Origin of the sequence: Stieleria bergensis (genome assembly GCA_007745635.1) — a bacterium.
Lineage (GTDB): Bacteria > Planctomycetota > Planctomycetia > Pirellulales > Pirellulaceae > Stieleria > Stieleria bergensis.
In genome coordinates this window covers 5,631,744-5,657,308 of record CP036272.1, presented here as the reverse complement: position 1 = coordinate 5,657,308, position 25,565 = coordinate 5,631,744, and the positions used below count along the sequence as shown (strand labels likewise).

Annotated in this window: 18 protein-coding genes; 13 read left to right on the top strand and 5 right to left on the bottom strand. The window is 55.5% G+C overall.

Annotated features, from left to right (window positions below; translation table 11 throughout):
• Positions 1–185: 185 nt before the first annotated feature.
• The 4 genes from argC to SV7mr_RS19815 all read left to right on the top strand — a co-directional run bounded on the left by argC (position 186) and on the right by SV7mr_RS19815 (position 7,138).
• Positions 186–1,208, top strand: coding sequence for an N-acetyl-gamma-glutamyl-phosphate reductase (gene argC / locus SV7mr_RS19830; RefSeq protein WP_145275986.1), 1,023 nt, complete (start codon positions 186–188; stop codon positions 1,206–1,208).
• Between the two features lie 118 nt (positions 1,209–1,326).
• Positions 1,327–2,364, top strand: a complete 1,038-nt coding sequence (locus SV7mr_RS19825) for a type II CAAX endopeptidase family protein (protein ID WP_145275984.1) — start codon at positions 1,327–1,329, stop codon at positions 2,362–2,364.
• 230 nt (positions 2,365–2,594) lie between these two features.
• A complete protein-coding gene (locus tag SV7mr_RS19820; protein ID WP_419187646.1) occupies positions 2,595–5,672 on the top strand; it encodes a VWA domain-containing protein in 3,078 nt (1,025 codons plus the stop codon).
• Positions 5,673–5,812: 140 nt separating this feature from the next.
• Positions 5,813–7,138: an outer membrane protein assembly factor BamB family protein gene (locus SV7mr_RS19815; RefSeq protein WP_145275982.1), complete on the top strand. Its 1,326-nt coding sequence runs from the start codon at positions 5,813–5,815 to the stop codon at positions 7,136–7,138.
• A 150-nt stretch (positions 7,139–7,288) separates the two neighbouring features.
• Here SV7mr_RS19815 and SV7mr_RS19810 read toward each other — a convergent pair whose 3' ends face one another.
• The 3 genes from SV7mr_RS19810 to SV7mr_RS19800 all read right to left on the bottom strand — a co-directional run bounded on the left by SV7mr_RS19810 (position 7,289) and on the right by SV7mr_RS19800 (position 16,062).
• Positions 7,289–11,644 (bottom strand): PVC-type heme-binding CxxCH protein, encoded by a 4,356-nt coding sequence (locus tag SV7mr_RS19810; RefSeq protein ID WP_419187645.1) that lies wholly within the window; start codon positions 11,642–11,644, stop codon positions 7,289–7,291.
• A gap of 296 nt (positions 11,645–11,940) precedes the next feature.
• Positions 11,941–14,628, bottom strand: a complete 2,688-nt coding sequence (locus SV7mr_RS19805; protein WP_145275978.1) for an MGH1-like glycoside hydrolase domain-containing protein — start codon at positions 14,626–14,628, stop codon at positions 11,941–11,943.
• Positions 14,629–14,865: 237 nt separating this feature from the next.
• Positions 14,866–16,062: a phosphoglycerate kinase gene (locus SV7mr_RS19800; protein WP_145275976.1), complete on the bottom strand. Its 1,197-nt coding sequence runs from the start codon at positions 16,060–16,062 to the stop codon at positions 14,866–14,868.
• A gap of 725 nt (positions 16,063–16,787) precedes the next feature.
• On the opposite strand from SV7mr_RS19800, the gene SV7mr_RS19795 reads away from it, so the two are divergent.
• Positions 16,788–17,732, top strand: a complete 945-nt coding sequence (locus SV7mr_RS19795; RefSeq protein ID WP_145275974.1) for a hypothetical protein — start codon at positions 16,788–16,790, stop codon at positions 17,730–17,732.
• A 44-nt stretch (positions 17,733–17,776) separates the two neighbouring features.
• On the opposite strand, the gene SV7mr_RS19790 is transcribed toward SV7mr_RS19795, so the two are convergent.
• Positions 17,777–19,432, bottom strand: a complete 1,656-nt coding sequence (locus tag SV7mr_RS19790) for a sensor histidine kinase (RefSeq protein WP_145275972.1) — start codon at positions 19,430–19,432, stop codon at positions 17,777–17,779.
• A gap of 453 nt (positions 19,433–19,885) precedes the next feature.
• Between SV7mr_RS19790 and SV7mr_RS19785 the strand changes: the two genes are divergently transcribed.
• Positions 19,886–20,518 carry a hypothetical protein gene (locus SV7mr_RS19785; protein ID WP_145275970.1) on the top strand — a complete coding sequence of 211 codons (633 nt, stop codon included), beginning with the start codon at positions 19,886–19,888 and terminating at the stop codon, positions 20,516–20,518.
• Positions 20,519–20,963: 445 nt separating this feature from the next.
• On the opposite strand, the gene SV7mr_RS25650 is transcribed toward SV7mr_RS19785, so the two are convergent.
• On the bottom strand, positions 20,964–21,134 hold the full coding sequence (locus tag SV7mr_RS25650; protein ID WP_419187644.1) for a hypothetical protein: 171 nt from the start codon (positions 21,132–21,134) through the stop codon (positions 20,964–20,966).
• A gap of 102 nt (positions 21,135–21,236) precedes the next feature.
• Here SV7mr_RS25650 and SV7mr_RS19780 point away from each other — a divergent pair, with 102 nt between their 5' ends.
• From SV7mr_RS19780 to SV7mr_RS19755, 7 genes are all read left to right on the top strand, one after another.
• The gene (locus tag SV7mr_RS19780) at positions 21,237–22,010 is read left to right on the top strand and encodes a DeoR/GlpR family DNA-binding transcription regulator (RefSeq protein ID WP_145275968.1); all 774 of its coding nucleotides are present in this window, start codon (positions 21,237–21,239) and stop codon (positions 22,008–22,010) included.
• Positions 22,011–22,146: 136 nt separating this feature from the next.
• The gene (gene pduL / locus SV7mr_RS19775) at positions 22,147–22,878 is read left to right on the top strand and encodes a phosphate propanoyltransferase (RefSeq protein ID WP_145275966.1); all 732 of its coding nucleotides are present in this window, start codon (positions 22,147–22,149) and stop codon (positions 22,876–22,878) included.
• Between the two features lie 109 nt (positions 22,879–22,987).
• Complete coding sequence (locus tag SV7mr_RS19770; protein ID WP_145275964.1) at positions 22,988–23,287, top strand: BMC domain-containing protein; 300 nt, start codon at positions 22,988–22,990, stop codon at positions 23,285–23,287.
• Positions 23,288–23,425: 138 nt separating this feature from the next.
• The gene (locus SV7mr_RS19765) at positions 23,426–23,695 is read left to right on the top strand and encodes a BMC domain-containing protein (RefSeq protein ID WP_145275962.1); all 270 of its coding nucleotides are present in this window, start codon (positions 23,426–23,428) and stop codon (positions 23,693–23,695) included.
• Positions 23,696–23,802: 107 nt separating this feature from the next.
• Positions 23,803–25,032: an acetate/propionate family kinase gene (locus SV7mr_RS19760; RefSeq protein WP_145275960.1), complete on the top strand. Its 1,230-nt coding sequence runs from the start codon at positions 23,803–23,805 to the stop codon at positions 25,030–25,032.
• Positions 25,029–25,160 (top strand): hypothetical protein, encoded by a 132-nt coding sequence (locus SV7mr_RS25645; RefSeq protein ID WP_419187643.1) that lies wholly within the window; start codon positions 25,029–25,031, stop codon positions 25,158–25,160. The genes SV7mr_RS19760 and SV7mr_RS25645 overlap by 4 nt, the downstream gene beginning before the upstream one ends.
• A gap of 96 nt (positions 25,161–25,256) precedes the next feature.
• The gene (locus SV7mr_RS19755) at positions 25,257–25,565 is read left to right on the top strand and encodes a EutN/CcmL family microcompartment protein (protein WP_145275958.1); all 309 of its coding nucleotides are present in this window, start codon (positions 25,257–25,259) and stop codon (positions 25,563–25,565) included.

Here is a 25,565-nt window from a genome sequence, read left to right as displayed (position 1 = left end):
GGGTTTTCGATTGAACCTCAGCCATCGCGATTTGCTTTCGCAGTGAAAAGCCTGTGGCAGATTGAACCCGCAAGGTATGCTTGGATTAGCGCCGGACCGTCAGCCGGCTTCATGATTGAGCCGCCAGCGCGTTGGTGATGTCTGCTCGACCATGATAGAACTCAGAACTGATTAGAGAGCGATTGATGTCTGTAAAAGTTGCCTTGGTGGGCGCGACAGGATACACAGGATTGGAGGTGGCACGGCGATTGGTCGGCCACCCCGATGCCAACCTGGTCTTGGCAACGGCGCGCGCCGATGCTGGGAAACAGATTTCACAAGTGCATCCTTCTCTGGCGGGGTTGATCGATTGTCAGCTTGAAAAGCTTGACCCGGAATCGATTGCAAAACGCTGCGACGTAGCGATGTGCTGTCTGCCTCATGCAGCTTCTGCGGAAACCTGTCAGCTGCTTTGCCAAGCGGGTGTCCGCGTGATCGATTTTAGCGCCGACTTTCGGTTGTCGTCACTGCCGGTTTATGAATCCTGGTATTCGGTCACGCACCCCTGGCCACAACGTGTCGGTCGCACGGTCTATGGTATGCCAGAGTTCTTTGCTGATGAAATCGCCACAGCGGATCTGGTGGCCAATCCAGGTTGTTATCCCACCAGCGCCATCTTGCCGTTGGCGCCGCTGATTAAAGCGGGATTGATTGAGCAAAACGATATCATTGTGGATAGCAAAAGCGGCGTCAGCGGCGCGGGCCGAAGTGCCAAAGTTGGCACGCTGTACTGTGAAACCAACGAATCCATTGCGGCGTATGCGGTTGGCCAGCATCGTCATCAACCAGAGATCGAAGACTTGGTCGGACGAATCTCTGGAGAGCCGATTGAGGTGGTCTTTACACCGCATTTGACGCCGATGAATCGTGGCATCTTGTCCACCATCTACGTCCGTGGCAAGGGTGACGCTGGCGAAACACTGGTGCCTATGATTCACCAGTGTTGGAATGAGATTTATCAAGACAAGCCATTTGTTCATGTGGTGGATCACTTGCCAGCGACCGGGCATGTATCGATGACCAATCATGTGCAGATGACCGCGCGGGCCGCTGGAAATCGAATCGTCTTGATCTGTGCAATCGATAACCTCGCCAAAGGCGCAAGTGGTGCCGCCATTCAAAACATGAATGTCATGTTTGGGTTGGATCAAGCCTCCGGGTTGCGGTGATCAATACAGAGAACCGCCGGCGCAGCACGGTTTCCATCTGATCGGTCTGTGATGCGTTAGTCCGTTGGTTGGTTTTCAGCAATTGGGGACGAAGGAATTGAACGAGTCATCGGAGTCTATGAGCGATCCAACCTTAAATCCCTTTGATGCGTCGGTTCCAGGTCCTGCCGATCAACGAAGCGCACAGGCGACGATGCCGCCAAAGACCAAGCCTCGGGCGTGGACCAGTTTTGTCGTGTTGGTTCTGTCCATCGGCTGTTGGGTGGGTGCCAGTTTTGCGATGATGAGTTTGGCGGTGATTGTCGTTCACGGAGTGCCGACAAAAGAAATGATCCAAGACTGGGGCGGCACGATGAAAGCCGTGTTTCAGTCACGCATCGGGCTGCTGATGCTGATCGTCGCGCCGCAGGCGTTCTTGGTGCTGCCGGCTCTTTGTGCCGCTTGGCTCTCTCCAGTGCCGCTGAAGCAGCGTTTGGGGTTGGTGCGTGGGCATTGGCCGCTGTGGGTTTGGGCGGTTGCCGTCTTAGCGACACCGGTGGTCGGATTCATTTCTTCCTCGTTGGTCAACCTGCTGCCAGGTGAAAGTGCAAGCTTGGAACAGATGGGCGAAATGTTCCGCCAGCACCGTGACTTTATGATTCCGCTGGCGATGCTGATTGGATTGACGCCCGCGTTTTGCGAAGAGATTTTGTTTCGCGGCTACATCCAAACTCGGCTGGTCAAAAGCTGGGGGCCGTTGGTGGCGATCCTGGTTGCCTCGGCGGCTTTTGCTGCGGCGCACTTGGATTTCAAACATGCACTGGCCGTGTTTCCTCTGGGAATCTACTTGGGACTGGTGTCTTGGCGCAGTGGATCACTGTTGCCAGCGATGGCAGCGCACTTCTTTAACAACTGCTTGGGTGTGTTGTTGATGGTTTTGGCGCCCGAGAACTTAGAGCAAGTGCAAGAGATGTCGCCCGAAGAGATTGCTCGGGATCCGTCGCTGGTTGCTTTGTCGTTGATCATTCTGGGCGCCGGCGTGTGTGGTCTGCCTAGCCTGCTGGCATCGATTTGGGCGATGGTGGCCTATCGAATGCCGGAATCAGAGGCCGATTCTGAGGTCGAGGCGGCTGCGGCAATGACCAGCCATCAGGATCATCCTACGACGCTCAACTGAGAGCGATCATCAGGCCTTCGCCGGGCGCTTCATGCCGAGTGGATTCCGCATGACTTCCGCTGGGAGCTTGCCGCGAAATCGGCCGCTTGTTCGCATCTGACCGGGGATTTCGGGTATGCTAGAACCGACTGGCACTCGGCAATTTTTGTCGGTAGTGACGTGCAGAATCTGCGTTCTGATCAACCGCAACTTGGATCGGATTGCAGGCAACCTTTGAAATAGTGATCGCTATGCCGTTTCGTCTGAGTTTCGAATACCCCAGCTATCTAGTTTTAATGTTGGCGTTGCCAATGTTGTGGTGGGTGGGTTACGGATCGCTGCGCGTTCTGGGACGTTTCCGTCGCCTGTTCGCATTGACGCTGCGAACGTTGGTCTGGACGATTTTGGTGTTTGCAATCGCGGGCGTGCAGTTTGTTCGCGTCAACCGCCAGATGACGGTTGTTTATCTCTTGGATCAGAGCGACAGCATCCCCAGTGCGACGCGCCAGGTGATGTTGGACTATGTGGTCAAGAACGTCCGCAAGTTTCGTGATAAGAAACGTGGTGACAAAGCCGGTGTGATTGTGTTTGGACGCGAGGCTGACATCGAAGTCGCGCCCTACGATGACAACATCTTCAATACGCGTCTCGAATCAACCGGTGGCGAGGGCGACGCGACCAATTTGGAAACGGCATTGGATTTAGCTCAGGCGATCATGCCGGCTAATACATCCCGGCGACTGGTCATTGTCACTGATGGCAACGAGAACCTTGGCCAAGCGCGTAAGATCAAATCCCGTTTGGCGGAGGCGGGCATCGGTGTGGACGTCGTTCCGGTGATGCTAAGCCAAGGCAATGAGGTCTTGCTGGAAAAAATCGAACTGCCCACCGACATCCGCAAAGGCCAGCCCTTTGAAGCACGCGTTGTGCTCAGCAACTATTCAGCCGCTGGGGCCAGCGGGCAACCCGTCAAAGGGCGTTTAGAAGTCAAACAAAAAGTCGGCAATCGTGAATCGCCCCTGTTGAGCGAGGAGATCACGCTGGAACCCGGCAAGAATGTCTTTCCGATCAAGCATCAGATCGACCAGCCCGATGCGTATGTTTATAAAGCCGAGTTTATCCCCACGGAAAACGGTTCCGACAGCTTATCGGAAAACAACCAAGCGACCGCTTACACGTATGTACGCGGCAAGGGACGCGTCCTGATGATTGTCGACGCCAAGCCCGAGCGAGCCGACGATTATGACTTGCTGGCGAATCGACTACGCAACAACAACATCGAAGTGGTCAAGCAATTGACCACGCAGATGTTCGGATCGCTGGCCGAGTTGCAAGCTTATGATGCAGTGATTCTGGCGGGCACGCCACGTGTCTCTGAAACGGGGACGCGGGAAGTGGTTGGCTTCACCGACGCACAGATCGAGATGTTGGTGCGCAACACACAACAACTGGGGGCGGGCCTGTTGATGATTGGCGGCCCCGAAGCGTTGGGCGCCGGTGGCTGGGGAGGCACTGAACTTGAAAAAGCGATGCCGGTGGACTTCACCATCAAGAACTCCAAAGTCGAACATGTCGGTGCCTTGGCGTTGATCATGCACGCTTGTGAAATGCCCAAAGGCAATCACTGGCAAAAGGTGATTTGCCAAACGGCCATCGAACAGCTGGGAGCTTCGGATTTCGCTGGCGTGCTTTACTGGGGGCCTGGGCGAGATCAGTGGTTGTGGGGAACCAGCACCGCCAAGAACCCCGGGATGGTGCGTGTGGGAGATAATCGCAAGGAAATGATGGCTCGGGTCAGTCGCATGACTCCCGGTGATATGCCTCAGTTTGATCCCGCCATGCTGATGGCTGTTAAGTCACTGCGAGCCACGCCGGCTTCTGTCAAACACTGCATCATTATCTCCGATGGAGATCCCAGTGATCCCAAGCAATCCACCATTCAGGCCTTTCAAAAACAAGCCAACGGAGATCCGGGAATCACGATTACAACTGTTGCTGTTGCCGGTCACGGGCTCAATGGCAGCCCACGCATGAAACGCATCGCGGCGCAGACCGGTGGCAAGTATTACCAAGTGAAAAGCGGGCGGGCACTGCCCAAGATCTTTCAAAAGGAAGCCCGCCGAGTTTCAAAACCGTTGGTGATTGAACCGCCCGGTGGGGCGCACCCTGAGAAGGTCTTTCCACATGCGATGCTTGACGGAGTCAATCCGCTGTTCCCGCCGATCTCCGGCTTTGTGCTGACGCAAACCAAAGAGAGCGCCTTGGCGCGTGTGTTGGTTCAAAGCGACGTGCCTGCGGAAAAAGAGAACGCCACGATCCTGGCGGCTTGGACCTATGGTCTGGGACGCACCGCTGTGTTGACCACTGATGCCGGCGCCCGTTGGTCAAGTTCATGGAACGACTGGGAGGACGGCGATAAGTTTTATAGTCAGCTCGTTCGTTGGCTGATGCGTCCGACAGGTGACACCGGCAAATTCAATGTTGCGACTTCGGTCAACGATGGTGAAGTGCAAGTCGTCGTCAATGCGTTGAGCAAAGACGATTCGTTCTTGGATTTCCTGGAGATGGAAGCCACCGTGTTGGACGCCGATTTGAATCCAGCTCCCTTGCGAATTCGACAGGTTGCCCCCGGGCGTTATGCCGGATCATTTCCAGCGACCAAAGCGGGCAGCTACCTTGTCACCGTTGTGCCAGGACCGGGAGCACCTCCACTGACAACCGGCGTCACGGTGCCCTACAGCGACGAATACCGAGTCAATCAGACCAACCTCGCGCTGATCGAATCGTTGGCGGCGATTGAACCCAAAGGTGGTGCCGCTGGGAATGTCACGCCGCCGCTGGAATCTCGCGTCAGCAAAGACTTGGTAGAAACCGACGCTTTTCGTACCGGACTGGCTCCAGCACGCAGCATCCGGGACACTTGGCACTGGTTTGTGTTTGCTGGATGTGTCGTGTTTTTTGGCGACGTGCTGATTCGGCGGGTTGCGTTTGACTTGAGTTGGATCGGACGATCCATCGGTCGGCTTCGCGGTGACTCCAATGACGATCAAACCGTTATGTCTCGGTTGGATGCTCTGCAAAAAAGCAAAACGGAGGCAGAGCAAGGGATCGAAAAACGACGAGCAAGTGCGCGTTTTAATCCCACGCAGGTCGACGCAGGACAGGACGGAGCTGAGGAGCTGCAATCGCTCGGCCAGTCCACCGGTTTGCCCGGGAAAGGCAATGCGACACCCAGCGGTCAGCCCTCGATGGACGTACCGAAGGAACAAGCGAGCTATACCGAGCGTTTGTTGGCGGCCAAAAAGCGGGCTCGCAAGAACGACGATTGAGTTCGCGTCCGCGTCCGCGACACAATGCGACTGCGGCCGGTGCAAGCACGGCTTGCTGCGGTTTTCCTTGCGCGGCTTTTCGAAAGGCTATACTAGCGTGACGTTCTGTTGATCGCTCCCCTCAACCCGTTGATTGTTCCATGCGTTGCCAAGTTGGTTTCCGAAGTCTTGTCACGGCGTGCTGTTGCGCTGCTGTTCTTGTCGTCTCGCAGGGTTGCGGTCGGCAGATTCCTGTGGATGAAATTGATGCCACCAGTAGTGGTGTTACCCTGACGTCCACTGGTTCCGACAACGCTTTGCACTGGCCACAATGGCGAGGCCCAGAGGGTGATGGGCATGTGACGGATCAGCAACTGCCGACCAACTGGAGTGAATCGGAGAACGTGCTTTGGACCAGCGATGTTCCTGGTCGTGGGCACAGCAGCCCGATCATCGTTGGCAATACCGTGTTATTAGCGTCGGCAATCGAAGCTGAATCCAAGCAGATTGCTTTGGGCTATGATCTGCAAACCGGCCAGAAGCTTTGGCAAACCACGGTTCATGAAGGCAACTTCCCTGCCCCCAGGGAGATTCACAAGAAAGGGACCAATGCCAACGGCTCCTTTGCCTCCGATGGCAACATGGCCGTGGTGGCATTTTTTAACAACGGACAAATCTATGTTTCTGGCTTAGACCTTGATGGCAACATTGTCTGGCAAAAGAGCATTGGTCAGTTTGTGTCGCGATTCGGATATGCTCCCTCACCAGTGCTGTATCAGTCTTGGGTGATCGTTGCTGTCGATCATTCCGCCGGCGCTTACCTGACGGCACTTGAAATTAGCACTGGCGAAATCGCTTGGCGACAAAGTCGTGGGCCCATCAGTAGTTACTCCACGCCATTGGTCAAAACCATCGCTGGCAAAGATCAATTGTTGATCACCGGTGGTGATCAATTGGCAAGCTATGATCCTGCGACCGGCAAGGAACTTTGGAGCACGCCATGTATCGCCGCATCGACCTGCGGCACCGTTGTGACCAGCGGCGACTTGATTTTTGCCTCCGGCGGGTATCCCGATAAAGAGACGGTCTGCATCAATGCATCGGGTGAAAAACAATGGAGTGATTCGACCAAGGTTTATGAACCGTCGATGTTGGCTGCGGGTGACTATTTGTTCACCGTCACCGATTCTGGCATCGCGATGTGTTGGGATGGCAAGACGGGCGATGTGAAATGGAAGGAACGCCTGGGCGGCAACTTTAGCAGTTCACCAATCCTGGTCGGCGATCTGTTGTATGTTGCCGACCTGAAAGGGAACACGTACGTCTTCAAAGCGAATCCAGATGAGTATGAAGAAGTTGCCGTCAATGTGCTCGGCAGTGACAGTTATGCCAGTCCTGGAGTGGCCGACAACAGCTTGCTGATGCGATGTGGGTTTCGCGAGGGCGGAGAGCGAAAGGAAAAGTTGATTCGCATCGGGAATCCATAACCCAGCACCTTCCCTAGGCGTTGCGCGTCCCAGCACCTCTGTCAAGACAAGCCCACTGCGCAGGCGACTGTGTTTTCTGCCATAAAAAACCCCAACAGCGACGCGGGCGGTCACGGTTGGGGCATGGAGAATTTGCTGAAGCCCGGCGACTCAGTCGGCCACGAAGGTGACGTTGTCGCCGCCGATGCGGAGCCAATCTGGCAAGTCTCGGGCATCGATTTGGAGCAGCAACCTGTGACGGCCGCTACTGACGTTAATCGACTCGCCGGCCTTACCGACCGGCTGGCCATCAATCCATAATTTGGCGCCTTGACGGTTTTCCAGATTAAACGTCACTTCGCTGTCGGAGGCGACCTGGAACTCGGTGCGAACATAGAGATTGACCAGCGAGAGGTTGAATCTCTGATTGGTCAGTTCCTCAATCATCTTCCGGTCAATCTTGCCGCTGACTCGCGTGCGGAGCTGTTTCCAGCCCTGCTTCGTTTCGCCGGAGATCACGCCTGCGTTGCCCGCTTGTTCAAAGCGGTGAGTGCCGGGGAAAATCTCAATTTGGCGAGCAACGGTTTGGCGACTGGCGTCAAAGTCGCCTGGTCGCCCTAACTGGGACAGGAATCGGATCAAGTCCAACTGGTCCTGACGAGACACACGGTCCAGCAGGTTGGACGGCATCAGTGATTTGCCTTGCTTGAGATGCTCGATGTCGGCCTTGGGGATTCGGATGGTTTTCCCCGTGGTATCTAACAGTACCATTTCGTCATCGGTGCTCTCTGATTCAATCCCAGCAATGACTTGGCCATCGATGGTCAAAACATTGACCGAGTGATAGTTCTCTTTGATCTTTGCGTTGGGATCGAACAGCGATTCGATGATGTAATCCACCGGAGCACTGGTACCAAGGCTGGTCATGTCTGGACCGACTTTCCCGCCGACGCCGCCAATGCTATGGCACACGGCACACTGCAGGGTACTGCGTCGGTAAACCAGTTCACCTCGCATCGCGTCGCCGCTTTTGGCCGCATCAATCTTTAAGCGTCTGGCAACTTCAGGACTCCAGTCCGAAGCCGTGGCAGACAGTCCGCTCAATGGCATCAGTGCTTCAGCCAGTTGCTTCTTGTTGGCTTGTTCAGCGGCACGAACGCCCGCACGAGCGGCTGTCTGGCTGATCGCATGCTTGGGAAGTTCAGCCAGTAGCATCGCTTCAGCATCTTTAGCCGCCAGCATGGTTCGCCAGAGTCCGACGGCGACGGGTTCTTGTTCAGCGGATTCCATCAGTGTCAGGAAGGGAGCGGCCGCTTGCTTGGGTGCCACGGCGGCCAAGCCGGTCACCACGGTTGACTGCATTGATGCTGGCAAGTCACGCTGACTAAGAGCGAGCAAGGCTTTTGCCGCCGCTGGACCTCCACAGGATTGCATCGAGGTCACCGCGACGTTGCGAAGCGAAGCGGGCTGTTGATCGTCACTGGCGATGGCGACCAGTTCCGGCATCAAGCCAGCACGTTTCCAGACGCCAACAAGTTGCATGGTGGCACTTCGCAGTTCTGGGGTTCCCTGTCGAATCAGATTGCGAAACGCGACGGCGTGCTGGCCGTTCCATTCCGGCTGAGCCCGGCGCAGACGAATGGCATCACGCAGCACATTGAGTGCTTTTGCCGTCGTTGCCTGATCCAGGCGATTCTCAAGTGCGGCCGTCATCAGGCTGGTGAGTTCCGCCCGGCCGCCTGCCTTGCCAATCAAGTCAATCCACGGCCCCGATCCATCTTTGGGGATAGCGTTCTTCGTCAAGTATTGCTGCAAGAACGCAGACGCCTTGGCCGGTTGAACGGCTGTTAAAACGTATTCCAGCTGTGATTGGTTTTCAGGTTTCAACCAGGCTGGATCTTGCAGGCTTTCGATCAGCGCATCTTCATGATTCTCGACGGCGACAAAGAGAGCAAAGTCGATGAAGCGGTCCACAGGTGACTGCAACGCTTGCAGTGCCAGTTGAACGGAAGCCAGATCGGAGTGTCGAGTCAACGCGGCAATCGATTCCAGTCGCACTCGTGGTTCCGAATCGCGAATCGTTTCGGACAACCATTGGCGTGCTTGTTTAGCGTTCAGGCTGGCTTGTGGGTCACCCGGTTGTGACCACTGGCCGACGATGCGAATGGCAGCACCGCGGACGTTCGCATCAGCGTCGGTTAACAGCGTTTTTAAAGCGGCATGGTTCGGCTGGCCAATGGCTGCCGACAAACGCACCACACGCAATTTGTCGACCGATGTTTGAGCGGCTTCACTGAGCATCTTTAACAGCGTTTGTTGCTGTTGGGATGACAAGGTTCGCCCGCGCTCTTTCAGCAAGCGGCGTGCCTGCGCGATCAAGTATTGATCTTCACTAAACAGGTGTTTGGCCAAAACGTCATCGCTGGCTTGGTTGAGATCATCTGCCTGACGAAGCGGTTGGTCCTTGGCCGTGATTCGCCAAATGCGACCATGCCAGCGGTCACGGCGAGGGTCGCGAAAATCGACTTCCCCGTGGTTGATGATTGGGTTGGACCAGTCGGCGACATACAAAGCTCCATCGGGGCCAAGTTTCACATCGATGGGGCGAAAACTGCTTGCTGAAGTCCGGATCAAATCGGCTTCCTGCGTGGTGACAAAGCCGGCGCCGTCGGGTGAGAGCGAGAATCGCGTGACGCGGTTGGCACGAAAGTCACAGGTCACGAACGAACCTTGCCACGACTCGGGGAATGATTTTGAATTGATGATTTCACCGCTGCAAAACTTGGGATAGCGACCTGGGCTAATCAAGTTCATCACGCGACGTGCTTTGGGCGTCGGGTTGAAGCGAGCTTTGGGGAACACGTAAGCGATCCCCGAAAATCCAGCTCCATCGGTCATGAATGAATTGCCGTAACGATCAAACTGATGCCCCCAGGCGTTGACCAAGCCTTGGAAGAAGACTTCGGTATGCATGGTTTGTGTGTCCACGCGGAACCCACCACCGGCCTTTAAGCGTTCAACTCCGTAAGGCGTCTCGGTATCGGTGCGAGTGTAGATGGACTGATTCATGTACAGTCGTCCATCGGGACCAAACAGCAGGGTGTGCAAGTTGTGGTGGGTGTCTTCGGTGCCAAAACCGCTCAGTACACGTCGTCGTTGATCGGCCTTGCCATCACCATCGGTGTCTTTCAAAAACAGCAAGTCGGTACTTTGAGCAACGTACACGCCGCCGTCACCAGGAGCGATTCCGGTTGGGATCAGCAAGCCATCAGCAAAGACCGAAGACTTGTCGGCGGTTCCGTCACCGTTACTGTCTTCCAAGATCAAGACCTTGTCGGGCATGGCTTGGCCAACTTCGATCATGGGATAGGCTTCACTGCTGGCCACCCACAATCGACCGGCCGCATCAAAGTTCATGTGAATCGGCTTATTGAGCAACGGGTTTTCGGCCCAGAGCGTGACTTCCAAGCCATCAGCGACCACGAATTCAGGTTTGGGCTGAGGCGTGAACTTCGCGTACTGCGATTTCAACGGGGCGGCAGGCAGCGTGACTTCAGAGGGCTGAAGCGAACGTCGAGCGGCAATGCGTTTCTCTTGTTCGGCAATCAATGGATCGAACTGAGGAATCTCAACCGCGTTTTGCCCTTGTTCATGTTTGCGGAAACCAAACACGTACGCCATGTTGGCCGGACGTGAGCGGTGAAACCAGAGGCGATTCTTTTCCAGAATGATCTCACGAAGTGCGTCAGTTTCTTTGCTTTTTTGCCAGCCCGATGCATGCAGTTGCAGTGAGCTCTCGAGGGCCGTGGCAAGTTTTTTGTAACCGCCGGCATTCAAGTGAATGGGGTCTTTGCGGTCAGCGCTTTCCAAAGCAACGTTGGTCAGGTCAACGTACAAGCCATGATGTTCTTGGGCTTCTTGCTGGATCCGTTCGCAGACGGCATCAAGGACATCCTTGGTCAGGACGCTGTTGCCAACCGGTGCGATCGGCGAAAGCAACACGAATCGCGCGTTGGGCTGTGTGCTCTGGATCTGGACGATCAAGTCATGCAATTGTTTGCCGAACTGTTCCAACGCCGCCGGACGATCAGCGGCGTCAAGTTCTGAGATCTCCAACGCCACAGCCATCCCGTAGCCCAGGATGGCCACGGTGGGTTGGGTCAGGTCAAGCTGCTTGCGCAATTGTTTCAAACCTTCGTCAGCCGGTTCATGGCCCGCTTGCAAGAGACTTAACCCGAACCGCGAGGCACCGTCGGGGCGGTCGGCATTCCAGCCCAGGTTGCGAAACGTGGCGTCGGCATCCGGGAAGTCCGTTGTCAGCATGACTTCGACCCAGCCGAAGTATTGCTCCTGTTCAATCAAGCCATCGCCAATCAGCACGACGCGATCGCCGTCCTTCAATTGCAAGGGCGGTGCGGCGACCGAGCGAGTGGTGGACCATAGCGAAACTGTCAGGCAGACAGCAGAGACCAAGCCGAGGCGAAACACAGACGTCTTGGCCAGCGACCAAACGTTGAGACCATTCATGAGCAAGCAGGGGAGAGGGAGGGGAAAAGGATGGGGAAGGATGAGAACTATTGTAGTCCCCCTTTGCCCTCTCGGCAGACCCCTTTTGCTTGACTCCGATGCGAACGCGGTGCCCTCGGTTGGTTCGGTGCCCTCGGTTGGTGTCGACATTCCACCCGCTAGCGTCGTGGGCGTTTGTCGCAGAACCCTTTTCACGCGATCGCCCGATCTGCCCAGCAGATGCGGTTGACCATGAGCCCCATCGTCCCCGAAGGCACGTCATGCTGGGCGTGGCCTGTGTTTGGCTGGTGCGAGCACTACGTTCCCAGCATCGAAGCGACCAGAGCGGTCCAGCCCGTTTGGTGACTGGCCCCCAAGCCTTGGCCACTATCGGCATGGAAGTACTCGTAGAACAGGATCAAGTCTTTCCAGTGTGGATCATCGACGTAGCGTGACTCAGTACCGTGGGCCGGACGCGCGCCATCAGCGCCGCGTTCGAACAGGGAGGCACAGCGGCGCTCAAGTTCCTGCGTCACCTCCAGCAAAGTCATTTGGTTGCCGCTGCCGGTGGGGCATTCAATTTTGACAGCATCGCCAACGAAGCTGTAGTAGTTCTTCAGCGATTCGATCAGTAGAAAGTTCATCGGGAACCAGACCGGACCGCGCCAGTTGCTGTTGCCACCGAACATGCCGCTATTGCTTTCCCCGGGCTGATAGCAGACTTCATTGCGTTGGCCGCCAAAGTCAAAAATGAACGGTTCTTTGCCATGAGCCTTAGACATGCTGCGAATCCCAAACGGTGACAGGAATTCGTCTTCGTCTAGCATGACGCTGATTAGGCTTTGGAACTGTTCGCGGCTGGGAATGGCCATCAGGCGCTGAGTGACCTTTCCATCGGTAGGGCTTTCCCCTTCGCGATAGGTCATGTGATTGGGTAAGTCGTCGTTGGCGTTTAGGAACCATTCCATTCGGCTTTTGAAGCCGGGGAGTTTGGCGATGATCTCTTCATCTAAGATCACGCCAGTCATGATGGGCAGCAATCCAACCAGCGAGCGAACTCGAATCGGGATCGACTTGCCATCGGCATAGAGATGGTCATAGTAGAACTTGTCTTTGTCGTCCCACAGTCCCGTGCCGTCCATGCAGTTCATTGCTTCGGCGATGGCAACGTAGTGTTCGAAGAACTTGCTGGCCATGTCTCCGTAGGCTTCACTCTCGGGGGCCAGTTCAATGGCCATTTTTAGCATCGTGCCGCAATAAAACGCCATCCATGAGGTGCCGTCGGCTTGTTCGAGGTGCCCGTGCGGCAAGGGCTTGCTGCGGTCGAATACGCCGATGTTGTCCAGCCCAAGGAAGCCACCTGCGAAGATGTTTTTACCGCGCGGATCTTTGCGATTGACCCACCACGTGAAATTCAGCAACAGCTTTTGGAACGCTTTGGCTAGGAATTTCGTGTCACGTTTCCCTTCCGGGCCGGACGCTTCATAGATTTTCCAAACGCCCCAGGCGTGAACCGGCGGGTTCACGTCGTCGAGCTGCCATTCATAGGCTGGGATTTGGCCGCTGGGATGCATGTACCATTCCCGTAGGAACAGGATCATTTGCTGCTTTGCAAACTCGATGTCCAGTTTCGCCATGGGGATCATGTGAAACGCCAGATCCCAGGCTGCGTACCAGGGGTATTCCCATTTGTCCGGCATCGAAATCACGTCACGGTTAAACAGATGTCGCCATTCGTGATTGCGTCCCGCTTTTCGAGAAGCCGGGATGGGGACGCCATTGGGATCGCCGTCCAGCCAAGTGTCAACCACGTATTGGTAGAACTGTTTCGTCCACAGCAATCCGGCGTAGGCCTGCCGCATGATCAGTTGATCGTCGGCCGAAATGTTTGCTGGAATGGTTTTTTCATAGAACGCGTCGGTGTCGCTGATCCGTTCGGCAAAGACCTGTTCGAAGTTGTCGCCGATCGCTTCTTCGGCGAAACGCTGAACGTCTCCACCACAGGTTTCTGCAATGATCGGGCTTTCGACCTGACTGAGACGCAACCGCATCGTCAGCGAGGCACCTGGTTGCAATAGATCCAGACCATAGAAGGCACACTTGGTACCGTTTTGATCCGGGTTCACGGCTTGCAGATTGCCCTGCACAACGTATTCGTGAAACGCATCTTTGAAGAATTCCGACTCCGATGGCAGGCCCGGGTGACGCTTTGAATTGGTCTCGTTATCGGTGAAGAGCCATGTGCCGTTGCTGGTTGTTGTCGCTCCATCACAGGTCAGCCAAAACTCGCCCAGCGTCTCGTGAAAGGTTTGGACGACGTTTCCCTTTTGCCGCATGCTGGGACGCGTGGTGCAACCTTCGTCGGTGCACTGCCAAGTCCACGTGTTACGAAAGAAGAACTGGGGCAAAAGATGCAGCACGGCCGCTTGCGGACCGCGATTGGTGACCGTGAGTTTGATCAACAGATCATTGGGGCCGGCCTTGGCGTATTCGGCTTGAACATCAAAGTAACGCTCGTCCTGAAAGACTCCGCTGTCAATCAGTTCGTATTCAGGTTCGTCACGACTGCGTGACTGGCTGACGGAAACCAAGTCCTCGTAGGGATAGCGTGCTTGCGGGTATTTATACAGGCCGCGCATGTAGCTGTGCGTCGGGCTGCTATCGAGATAGTAATAGCATTCTTTGACGTCTTCGCCGTGATTGCCTTCGGGGCCTGTCACACCGAACAGACGTTCTTTAAGGATCGGGTCACGACTGTTCCAGAGGGCGACGGAAAAGCAAAGTCTGCCTTTGCGATCGGTGATCCCAAGGATTCCATCTTCGCCCCAACGATACGCTCGACTGCGCGCGTGATCGTGTGGAAAGTAACTCCATGTGGCATCGCCGCCTTCGCTGTAGTCTTCGCGGACCGTGCCCCACTGACGCTCCGAAAGGTAGGGGCCCCAACGCAGCCAATCTTCTTGACGACTGTAGCTGAGGTTCAGGCGTTGGTCTTCTGCAGTCATCAGGAGCTCTCTACGTTTGAGTGTGGCGATTTTGGGACGAGGGATGTCGGCAGGCCAAGTAGACGCAAGACGGCGAGCGCCTGATGCTAACATAAAAACAACCCTTGCCAATCCTGCCGCTGACACGTGATTCGTGCAGCGACTCCTGGCAAGGGTTGATTGCGTCTGAATAAAGTGCCAAGCGAGCTCGGTTATTGCCCAGGGCCACTTGGTTGGCGTTTCAATCAGCCGATTTCATCATGCGTCGTCCAGCAAGTCGACAGCGGCAAATGCTTTGCCTTCCAGCATTGCCAAACTGGCGCCACCACCAGTGCTGACGTGGCTGACTTGGTCGGCAAATCCGAGCTGATCGACGGCTGCGGCACTGTCGCCACCGCCAATGATGCTGATCGAATCGCTGTCAGCGACGGCTTGTGCAACCGTTTTGGTTCCGGCATCAAACGGTGGTTTTTCGAAGACACCCATGGGGCCATTCCAGACGATGGTTTTCGCGCTGGCCAATAACTGAGCGTACTTTTCGCTGGTCGCCGGGCCGATGTCCATTCCTTCGAATCCGTCGGGGATTTCCCCCGCGGCAACCACCACTTTGTTGCAACCTTCTGGATCGCCAAAATCATCACCGCAGTGAGTGTCAACAGGCAGGACCAGTTTGTCGCCTCCCTTGGCAAGTAATTCTTTTGCTAATTCAACCTTGTCGGGTTCGACCAAGCTTTCGCCAACCTTGCCGCCCTGGGCCAGCGAGAACGTGTATGCCATCGCGCCACCAATCATGACGTAGTCACAGATCCCCAGCAGGTTGTTGATGACGTTGATCTTGTCGCTGACTTTGGCGCCGCCCAGGATGGCAACAAAGGGACGCTCCGGACTGCCAATCGCTTCGCTAAGGTACTTGATCTCTTTGGCAACCAAGTGCCCCACGACGCGCTCTTTCCCAGCCATGGCTTCAGGAACAGCGACCATGGAGGCGTCTTTTCGGTGACAGGTTCCAAAGGCATCGTTGCAGTAAACATCCGCAAACGAAGCCAGTTTGCTGGCAAAGTCTGCATCGCCCGCTTTCTCACCGGCGTTGAACCGCAGGTTCTCCAGGACCAAGACATCGCCGTCGCTCAGCGCTGCGACCTTGGCTTCGGCGTCACTGCCTACGGTGTCGCTTGCGAACGCAACCGGTTTCTCCAACAGTTCGCCCAAACGAGTGGCCGCCGGAGCCAAGGAGAACTTTTCTACGTCCGAAGGCTCCCCTTTGGGGCGACCCAAGTGGCTCATCAGAATCACTTTGCCGCCACGGTCGATCACGCTCTTGATGCTCGGCATCGCCATGCGGATGCGGCGGTCGTCCGTGATGGTCTGCTGGTCATTCAATGGGACGTTAAAATCGACTCGCATCAGGACGGTCTTGCCAGCGACATCGGCTTGGTCAATCGTTTTCTTGGCCATGGTTGTGTTCTTGCAGTGAGTGAGAAACAGGATTCAGCCGGAATTATCGGGATCGCCGAGAAGGTGTCGAGGCCCTGCGACCGCCAAAATCAAGCTGCCCTGCCCTGCAAGCGAGAAAACTGGCCCAGCAAGCGCGAAAACTGGCCCAGCAAGCGCGAAAACTGGCCCAGCAAAATCGAAAACCGGCCCAGCAAGCGCGAACAGGGAATCCAGTGCGGCTCCGCCCCATGGGCAGGCTTGGTAAAGTTTGCGGGCTGTGTTTGTGGGGGAATGACCATGTCATCGGCATTTCGCTGGGGAATGGGCGACAATCCGCGACGGCCTGCTGTGGTCAGCCGATTTGATTCAACTTTTCGCCTCTCAGAATCCGAAAGATGAAGACTAGCAGAAGAGATGTTCCGGGGGGCGGAACGATGGCTCCAGCTTTCGCTTGATGCACGCAGCGGTGCACCAAAGTTGCCAAGTGACATGGCGATTGGAGGTGCAGACCAGGACGCGCAGGCGGTCGGTTGGAGGCCATGGAATGCTCACCAAACTTCCTGACAAGCGACGCCGTTGCTTGCATTTCGTTGAGACCTCAGCGAAGCGTTGCCAGTAGCCCTATCGCGTTGGCGGAGACATTGGTGGGTCAGCATAGCTTTCGAATTGCCGTTGGAGCCAGGGTGCCGCAACGTTCACTACCGCGCTTCGCCGCGCTAGTGATGTTTGTTGCCAGCGCTCTCCTTGTGCCCACTCTTGACGGCGATCGCTCCGCCAATGCACAAACCGCTGCAGCGCAGGCCAATCGTCTTCGCTCAGGCAGCAACTCCAATCCGGCAAGTTTACGTCCGCAAGCAAACAGCCCACAGGTTGCCAAACCCAGGCAGGCTGGCAACGCCGAACCAGCCACTGCGACGGGTGATTTCTTTGGCTTGCGCTCCCTGCTTAAGCGACCAGTAAACAGCACGCCTCCGAAACCGGATCAGTTGTTAGCTTCTTTGCCAACCGATCGGTTGACTAAAACAGCGACCAATCAAATCTCCGAGATTGCTCGCAATCCATCATTGTATCGCCGTTTGAAAACGCAAACGGTCAACTGCGACGAAGAGATGTTTTTGTTTCTTGTTCGCAAGCCAGAAGCCATGATTGGTCTCTGGGATTTGATGGGCATCACCAACGTGCGTTCGCATCGTGTCAGCCCATTTAAGTTCGCCGCCAATGATGGCAGCGGCACTCGGTGTGAAGTCGACCTGCTGTATGGTGATCGACACTTGCATCTTTACGTGGCCAATGGGATCTACGACGGACAGTACACGCAGAAGCCCGTTCGTGGTCGCGGCTTATTCATCTTGCGAAGCAAGTATCACACCGATGCAAAAGGCAATGTCGCCGTCACTGGCACGTTGCAGTGCTACGTCAAGCTAGACAGTCTTGGCGCGGACTTGTTGGCACGGTCCTTTGGAGGGCTGATCGGGAAATCGGCCGACCATAACTTTGCTGAAACCGCCGGATTTATGGGACAGGTTTACCAAGCCAGCCAGCGGAACCCCGATGGCATGTTGGAAATGGTTGATGCAATGTCACAAGTTGATCCCACCACGCGAACTGAATTCGCCAGGCAGGTCATGTTGGTGCATCGCAAACATCTGGCGGTTGCCCAGCCTCACTGGACGCTGCCAGCGCGGCGTTAGTGAGCCGTTCGCCGGCGGGATCGACCGCAGGCGAAAGCGGTGACTCAGCCGGTGTGTGACTCAGCCGATTGTGCCGTCAGCGACTTGGCACCCTTGGGGGCTGGGACGGCTGGCGTTTGAGGGCCATGGGTGATCTGTCGATCAAACCAGTTCAGGATCGATGCTTGGTCGCGCGGACGCCCGACTTCACAGCACGGCCAGGCGTGAGCCAGACGGCTTAGGAAATCGGTGACCGCGTCGCCACAGCGCGAGCGATTGAATTCGTCTAAACCTTCGCGGGCATTCGTTTCCCAGCTTTCAAAGGGACGCGTTGGCCAAGCCAGTAGCAGCACCCAATGGTCCTGTGAGGTTCGCAGCAACAGATCACGCTTGTGAAGTGAACGGTGCAGGAAGCGATCAAAGTCATCGCTCGTGCGGCGATTCGTGGGGCTCGGTAGCTTGACATCAAGCATGCCAATTGGCCCACGATAGTTGCGAATCTGTTGCAGCCATTTGGCAATCACTGGCTTCGGTTTGGCGACGGGTAAGTCGAATCGAAACGTGCTGCCAAGACCAACGGAGCTTTCCACTTGCAGATGGGAGAGGTTCAGTTCGCAGTGCTTTTGAGCAATCGCTAAGCCCAGGCCATATCCCTTCTGATCCGAATTCGCGTCAGAGATCTTTTGGAACCGCTCGAAGATCCGATCGAGTTCCGGTTGAGCGATTCCCGGGCCATCGTCTGACACGCCCAGAGTCACTTGGCGATGATCGTGTGACAGCGTCGCCCACAATCGGACCGAGCCTCCTTGCGGGGTTGCCTTAATCGCATTGACAGCCAAGTTGATGATCACGCGGCCGATCAAATCGGGGTCACAGTAGACGCGAGGGAGGTTCTCGGCAACACTGACCTCAAAACGGATGCCAGCGGCCCGAGCGCGATCAATCAACATCGTGCCTTGGCGAGAAACAATGTCAGGGATCGAAACCTTGCGACGACAAACACACATCATGCCCGCGTTCATGCGGCTGATGTCAAGTAACTCGTTTGCCATTTGATTCAGGTCTGCTGCACGTGTGTTTACTTTTTCCATCATCTTCTTCTGTTGATCATTGACCGAGCCGACGATGCCATCACGAACAATGGATGCATAATCGGAGATCACAGCCAGGGGAGTGCGAAAGTCATGCGCAATGTTGGCCACACACTGTTCGGCAAGTTGGCGATAGTGCTGCAAACGACGGTTGCGATGCTTTAAAAGACGCAGGCGTTTTACCAACGCCCGAGGCCCACGCCGGAGTCGGCCTGACATGCGCAGCAGGCGACGTTGGGCTTTAAAGCGAGTCCTCGCGCGCTGGACCGCTTGGGCGAGTTTGGTCGCAAACGCAGCGTCAGTCTGCGTTTCCAAACGCTCGCAGATTTCATGGACCCCTTTGCCAAGCAGACTGAGTTGGTGGTCGCGATCGTGATCATGATCGACCGCGATGACCGGCAAACGCTTGCAGAGCGCTGCCAGTTCGCCAGAGGGTTGATCCGCCATCGCTCGCGTCGCGTTCGGAGCGAACAGCACAAGCGAGCTTTTCCGCGCTTGGGCGATCCGCAGTGCGTCTCGAACTGTTTTGGCGAGTACCGTCCCAGAGGAAAGTGCCCACTTGCTTGGCTCGGCTTGATCCTGGGCTCCGTGCCCGACAATGATCGTCCGTTGGTTTTGAGATTGTGACATACGTCGGTTACTCCCGATTTGTTTTTGCTGGGGGCATAACGCTGGTCGTCATCACAGCGCCGACGTTAAGTTGCAGTTAACGACTGATGCAACTTTTGAATGGCGATTAACGGGAGCAAGGTCGAATCGCAAAACTGTCCGATACTGGACAGTCAAGGGGTAGAATTTGCCGTCAGATCCATTGGCGGTTTTCCTTGTCTGGAAGTTCTGGAGCGAAACGCTGGGCACTCCGGAGCGAAACGCTGGGCCGTTGCCAGCAGCCTTCAGCGTTTGAATGCCGGCAATTGTGGCCGGACGCCGTCATTTCGTTTAGAATTCAGTGTGTGCTCGGGCTGACTTGAAACGCTCGATCAGCCCTGCACGAATCGATGACCACCGGCTGGGTTCGCTGCTGACGTTGAACGCAGTTGGCTTGTTGATAACTCTCACTCACTGCCCTTTTAGAAAACTGTCGTGTTAAGTGAAATCGATGCTCCGCGGTTCAACGACCTGCCGCTTTCTTACCGAATGTCTCAGCACGGCATGTTGACGGCGATTACAACCGTGCTTTTTTCTTGGTCGTTTTTGGGAAAGAATTGGCCCGACCTGGTCAAGCTAGGATTGATCGTGGCAGTGATTGGGTTCGTGTTCTTCGCCTTGTGCTTGTCAGCCTATGTTGTGCTGCGCTATCCGTACTTAAGCCTCGTTGATACTCGCGATGGTGATGTCTTCAAACGCCAGTTCAAATCCCGGTTCCTCTCGCGAGTGACCAAGTTTCTCGGGCTCGGCGTGGTCGGGCTACTGTTTTTTGCAGTCGTCGTTGCCGGCCTGAGTGATGGGATCAAGAACCCCGGACAGGCAGTGTTGACGATCTATGTCAGCCTTCTATTTGCCTTTTTGTTGTTCCTGTGTTTCCGGCACAGCGATCAACGTTACCCCGCTGTGTCGACCTTCATTCGATCCACCCTCGGGCTGGGGATCGTTCTTGCCCCGCTGTTTATTCCGATCCTGATCCTTGGCAACTGGCGATGCAATCGGTTGCTCGATGCCGAGGTTCGTCGGCAGCAACAACTGTGGTCTCCAGCCTTTGAGTCCGACGCGCTTTAGCCGACTCGCGACTCAGGGCTGACTCGGGCCGACTCGCGACTCAGGGCGACTCGCGACTCAGGGCGACTCGCGACTCGGGTGCGTGCTCGCACAACGCATTGGTCTCGATGCCGTCTGCTGGTCCCTGGACTGGCAGTCGTGGCGGCACATGGGGGGCGTGTGCCAGAGCCGAGTGTGGTGGTGAGGTTTCTGGCGGCTGTATCAGCCCTGGCCGAATCGCTGAATTTGGCGTGAAGGTTTGACGATTAGGAAAACTGGCCTGCCCCTCTGTTCCGTGTGCAACGCGGGCAGATTCTTCTTTCCAGTGGATCGTTCTGTGCCGAGGGGGCAGTCTGTGCTCTGTGGCTTCCAGTGCAGTGCAATTTGGGTACAGAGTCGCTTTGGGTGCAAAGCACCTTCGGGTGCAATCGACTTTTGCCGCTCTGCTAGGTAGCGACTGACCGGTTCAGCCAGTCAGGGTCATCGGCGATCCCTCTTTTGAAAAACCTGAACGACGCTCTTTCGGGTGGTGTGACTGAAAGTTTTCGTTCAGATCGTGAGAGATTTCTGTCAGAAATGATGTAAAACCGTCACGAGATGCTTGATCTCTTCCAATTTGGGAGGAAGACTGGTTCATGGAAATTCAACTTGCGTAGTTTAGGTAAACACTCACTTGCCCAACGTCCCCTCCCATCACATTTCGGCCGAGCCTGAATCGAGCCCACCCGAGCTGCGAACGATGTCCGCCAGTCGGCGTTATCGGATTCGTACTTTGGTGCGTCAGAGCGGGTTTTCGACGTTAGATGATTTGGTTCGGGCACTGACAGTCAGCGAATCGACCATTCGTCGTGACTTGGACCAGTTGGAACAGAGCGGAGACGTGCGTCGCGTTCATGGCGGCGTGTTCTGGACAGGTGAAAGTTCAACCATTGCAGCATTTGAAGACCGTACGGATTCCACCTGGACCGCGAAGGCTCAGATTGGAAAGGCGGCAGCGGAGCTGATTCAAGATGGCGATACGGTTTTGCTTGATGGTGGCAGCACCACTTATGAATTGGCCCGGCGACTGGTTGGGCGTCGTTTACAAGTGGTCACCAACAGCTTGCCGGTTGCCCATTTGTTGTCCAGTAGCGACACGATTGATTTGGTGATCATCGGCGGTTGCGTCCGCGGTCGCACGGCAGTCGCCATCGGTCCGCTCAGCGAAACCATGCTGCGTCACATTAATGTTTCGATTGCATTTTTGTCCGTCGCTGGTGTGAATCAACGCGGTTACTACAACGACAACATGATGTTGGTGGAAAGTGAAAAAGCGATGCTTCGTTCAGCCGAGCGAACCTATGTCGTGGCTGATCGCAGCAAGTTTGGCAAGGTCAGCTTGTCACAGATTTGCAGTCTTGATGCGGTTGATGGTTTGGTGACTGATCACCTGACTGACAAGGTTTGGCAAGATCGTTTAATCGAAGCCAAAGTTGAGCTAGTCCTGGCGGACAGTGATCCTCATTTACTGTAGTGAGTGCATAACGAAACGATGTGATGCCTGTCTCCCACAGTCATTCATCGCCCTCCCGATTTAATCCCAGGCCTGAGGCTGACAGTGTTCAGTGGCGGGCTAAACAATAACATTGAAACCACGAGTTCCCTTCGGCATGAGTGTTACTCAAATCGACCGGTCGCGAATCGAGTCATTGGTTCGTCAAGCGATTCAGAGCGGTAATCTAGTTGGTGCAACCAGTCCCAGTCCGACCAGTGCGATCGTCGATCCACCTGGCTGGATCGATGGCAAGCCCAATCTGCGCGTCAGCATTTCAGCGCGTCACGTCCACTTAACCGACGAGCACGTTGAGGTCTTGTTCGGCAGCGGAGTGAAGTTGGAGCCGGAAAAGGATCTGTATCAAGACGGCTTTTATGCCGCCAAGCAAACCGTGATGGTGGTTGGACCACGTCGTCGCATGTTGCCTAACGTGCGAGTGTTAGGCCCGACCCGTGGAGCCAGTCAAGTCGAGTTGGCGTTCACTGATTCGATTTCATTAGGGATCGATGCTCCGGTTCGCCACAGTGGCAAGATCGAAGGCACACCGGGCTGCGTGCTGGTGGGCCCCGCTGGCAGCGTTCAGTTGCAGCAGGGTGTGATTCGAGCTGCTCGCCACGTGCACATGAACTTCGCGGATGCCGAGCACTTCGGCGTCTCGAATGGTGACATGATGCAGTTAAAGATCACCAGTAACGATTGCTCGATGGTCTTTGAAGACGTGTTGGTTCGTGCTGACGCGGCTGCAAAGCTTGAAGTGCATATTGACACTGACGAGGGCAATGCTTGCAACCTCGATGCAGCCAGCAAGGTTGAATTGACCAAGAGTGGTTGTAAGTGCAAAGGTTAGATTCAGCGACCGGTTTGCTGAATGACAATTCAAAAGTCCGCAATGAATGTGATTGCGGCATAGCGTATACAACGTGATTCCTCCCTTTCTTTCGATAGGAAGTTTTGAAATGGCAAAGATTAATGAAGCGCTCGGGATGATCGAGACCAAAGGGTTCATTTCCTTGGTTGAAGCAGCCGACGCAATGATGAAAGCAGCCAACGTGCAATACCTTGGTTGGGACAAAGTTGGCAGTGGTATGGTCAGCGTGTTTGTCAGTGGCGATGTCGCTGCAGTGAAAGCTGCAACGGACGCTGGTGCAGCAGCAGCGGGCCGCGTCGGTGAAGTGATCAGCGTGCAAGTGATTCCACGCCCACACGATGACTTGATCAAGGTGCTCAAGACCGCCACTCCCGCCGCCAAGAAATAGTCGCTAGTGAATCACTAGTCACTTCTGTCGGCGTCCCAGCGACCCACGGCCAGCGTCCCCACGGGCGTGATTGCCGGGCGCACCCAAGCGGACCCGACGCTTTCCCAACACAACCATTTTTTTATTAAGCAAAACAAAATGAACGATGCAATTGGATTGATTGAGACCAAAGGCTTGTTGGCTCTGGTCGAAGCGACCGACGCAATGGCCAAGGCCGCTAACGTTGAAATTGTCAAACGAGTCGACATTGGTGGTGGCTTGGTCACCACGGTTGTCAGTGGCGACGTTGGCAGTGTTCGCGCTGCGGTTGAAGCTGGTGCCAATGCCGCTTCACAAGTTGGCGAACTTCTCGGCAGCCACGTGATTCCACGTCCTGCTGATGGCGTTGCGAAGGCTTTTTTGTCCTAAGCAGCTCAGCTGCTGATGGCTTGCAGCCATCCTGCCCAACACTTCCTTCAGCTCCCCAGCTGAATCACCGGACTGATCAAGGAAACCTTTCGCGGAGGATCCCGCCTGTGCTTGTACTCGTTGCTAACCTCGGATCGACTAGCTTCAAATATCGGTTGTTTGAAATGACCGATGATGGAGCATTGGATGACATTCAAAACGCTCGTTGCCTTGCCAAAGGCGCGGTCGAGCGAATTGGGGACGCAGAGAGCCACTGTACGGTGGAGATTGGCGATTGGTCAGATCAGCTGACCATGGCGGTTCCCGATCATGGTGTGGCGGTCGAAGCTTGTTTAAAGCAGTTGACCGATCCCGAACATGGGGCGTTGAAAGATGCTTCGGACGTGGCAGCGATTGGCTTTAAAGCTGTCCATGGCGGACGCCTTTCAGGTGTCTTCGTTGTCGATGAATTGGTGCTCGATGCGATGGCGGAAATGAACGCCGCAGCACCGGCACACAATCCACCGTACATCGCCGCCATGCGAACCCTCAAAGAACGCTTCCCCGACTTGCCGTTGGTGGCTGCGTTCGAAACGGATTTCCATCAGACCATTCCTGCGGCCAGGAAAGAGTATGCGATTCCACGTCAGTGGGCCGATGAATTCCACATTCGTAAGTGGGGATTCCATGGTGCATCGCATCGCTTCATTGCCTACCGCAGTGCCGAGATCCTGGGCCGCAAAGAGGCTCGTGTGATCTCTTGTCACCTTGGTGGAAGTAGTTCGATCACGGCGATCGAAAATCGTCAAAGTGTTCAAACGACGATGGGCATGACGCCCCAAACCGGATTGCCTCAAAACAATCGCGTCGGTGACTTTGATCCCTTTGCCCTGCCCTTGATCTTAGAACGCACTGGTTTGTCCTTGGACGAAGCGCTCAAACAACTGGCCAGCCAAGGCGGCTTGCTTGGATTAAGCGGCAACAGTGGTGATATTCGGGATCTGGAACAAGCTGCCGAAGCGGGCGATCAAGGCTCACAATTGGCTTTGGATGTTTATGTTCAAGAAATCCGACGACACCTCGGTGGCATGTTGGTGACCTTGGGCGGCGCGGATGCAATCGTCTTCACGGGCGGCATCGGTGAAAACGACTCCCTGGTTCGCAAAGGGGTCTGCCAAGGACTTAGCGAACTGGGAATCGAACTTGACGAACAAGCCAACGAAGACTTGCGGCAGCGAACCAACGACCAGGGCGAAGCCTCGTTCCATGGCTCGGGTTCAAAGACGCAGCTTTGGGTGATCCCAACCAACGAAGAAGTTATCGTGGCTCGGCAAACGATTCACGCACTTCGCCAGTGAGTGTCAGCTCTCGCACCAAGCGAGAGTTTGCAGCGTGTCGCCTTTCGCTCGGTCAATTGAGCGTTCGTCGCCTGGCGGTTCGGCAGCACTTGCTGGCGGACGCTGGACGCGATGGCAATGCCTTGTAAACCCTGAACCAATCACTGTCCCGGTTAAACACCGATCGTCACTGATCTGGCAACTCCACCCGTTTGTTTCCTTTCCCATCCACTCGGCCAACGCGAATGTTTATTGCTCGTGTCACCGGATCCGTCGTTAGCACTCAAAAAGTCGAAACGATGATCGGACATAAACTGCTTGTCGTCGAGCCGTTCCGGTTAGATGACAAAGAACGCCAGTCGCTGGTCACCACCGGTCGAACCTTCATTGCTGTCGATACGCTCGGCGCCGGTGAAGACGATTTTGTGTTGATCGCTCAAGGGAGCAGCGCGCGGCTGACTCCAGAGACTCAAAAACTGCCGATTGACGCAGTCATCATCGGCATTGTGGACCAAGTCCATATCGACAAATTCAAGGTCTACAGCCGAGACTGA

What these genes read in the sequence shown, in the direction of transcription:
- SV7mr_RS19790 (WP_145275972.1), bottom strand. Translation starts at nt 19,432, where the DNA reads ATGTCACAATCTCAAAACCAACGGACGATCATTGTCGGGCACGGAGCC.
- argC (WP_145275986.1), top strand. Translation starts at nt 186, where the DNA reads ATGTCTGTAAAAGTTGCCTTGGTGGGCGCGACAGGATACACAGGATTG.
- SV7mr_RS19755 (WP_145275958.1), top strand. Translation starts at nt 25,257, where the DNA reads ATGTTTATTGCTCGTGTCACCGGATCCGTCGTTAGCACTCAAAAAGTC.
- SV7mr_RS19800 (WP_145275976.1), bottom strand. Translation starts at nt 16,062, where the DNA reads ATGGCCAAGAAAACGATTGACCAAGCCGATGTCGCTGGCAAGACCGTC.
- SV7mr_RS19825 (WP_145275984.1), top strand. Translation starts at nt 1,327, where the DNA reads ATGAGCGATCCAACCTTAAATCCCTTTGATGCGTCGGTTCCAGGTCCT.
- SV7mr_RS25650 (WP_419187644.1), bottom strand. Translation starts at nt 21,134, where the DNA reads ATGAACCAGTCTTCCTCCCAAATTGGAAGAGATCAAGCATCTCGTGAC.
- SV7mr_RS19780 (WP_145275968.1), top strand. Translation starts at nt 21,237, where the DNA reads ATGTCCGCCAGTCGGCGTTATCGGATTCGTACTTTGGTGCGTCAGAGC.
- SV7mr_RS19805 (WP_145275978.1), bottom strand. Translation starts at nt 14,628, where the DNA reads ATGACTGCAGAAGACCAACGCCTGAACCTCAGCTACAGTCGTCAAGAA.
- SV7mr_RS19770 (WP_145275964.1), top strand. Translation starts at nt 22,988, where the DNA reads ATGGCAAAGATTAATGAAGCGCTCGGGATGATCGAGACCAAAGGGTTC.
- SV7mr_RS19810 (WP_419187645.1), bottom strand. Translation starts at nt 11,644, where the DNA reads ATGAATGGTCTCAACGTTTGGTCGCTGGCCAAGACGTCTGTGTTTCGC.
- SV7mr_RS19815 (WP_145275982.1), top strand. Translation starts at nt 5,813, where the DNA reads ATGCGTTGCCAAGTTGGTTTCCGAAGTCTTGTCACGGCGTGCTGTTGC.
- SV7mr_RS19765 (WP_145275962.1), top strand. Translation starts at nt 23,426, where the DNA reads ATGAACGATGCAATTGGATTGATTGAGACCAAAGGCTTGTTGGCTCTG.
- pduL (WP_145275966.1), top strand. Translation starts at nt 22,147, where the DNA reads ATGAGTGTTACTCAAATCGACCGGTCGCGAATCGAGTCATTGGTTCGT.
- SV7mr_RS19820 (WP_419187646.1), top strand. Translation starts at nt 2,595, where the DNA reads ATGCCGTTTCGTCTGAGTTTCGAATACCCCAGCTATCTAGTTTTAATG.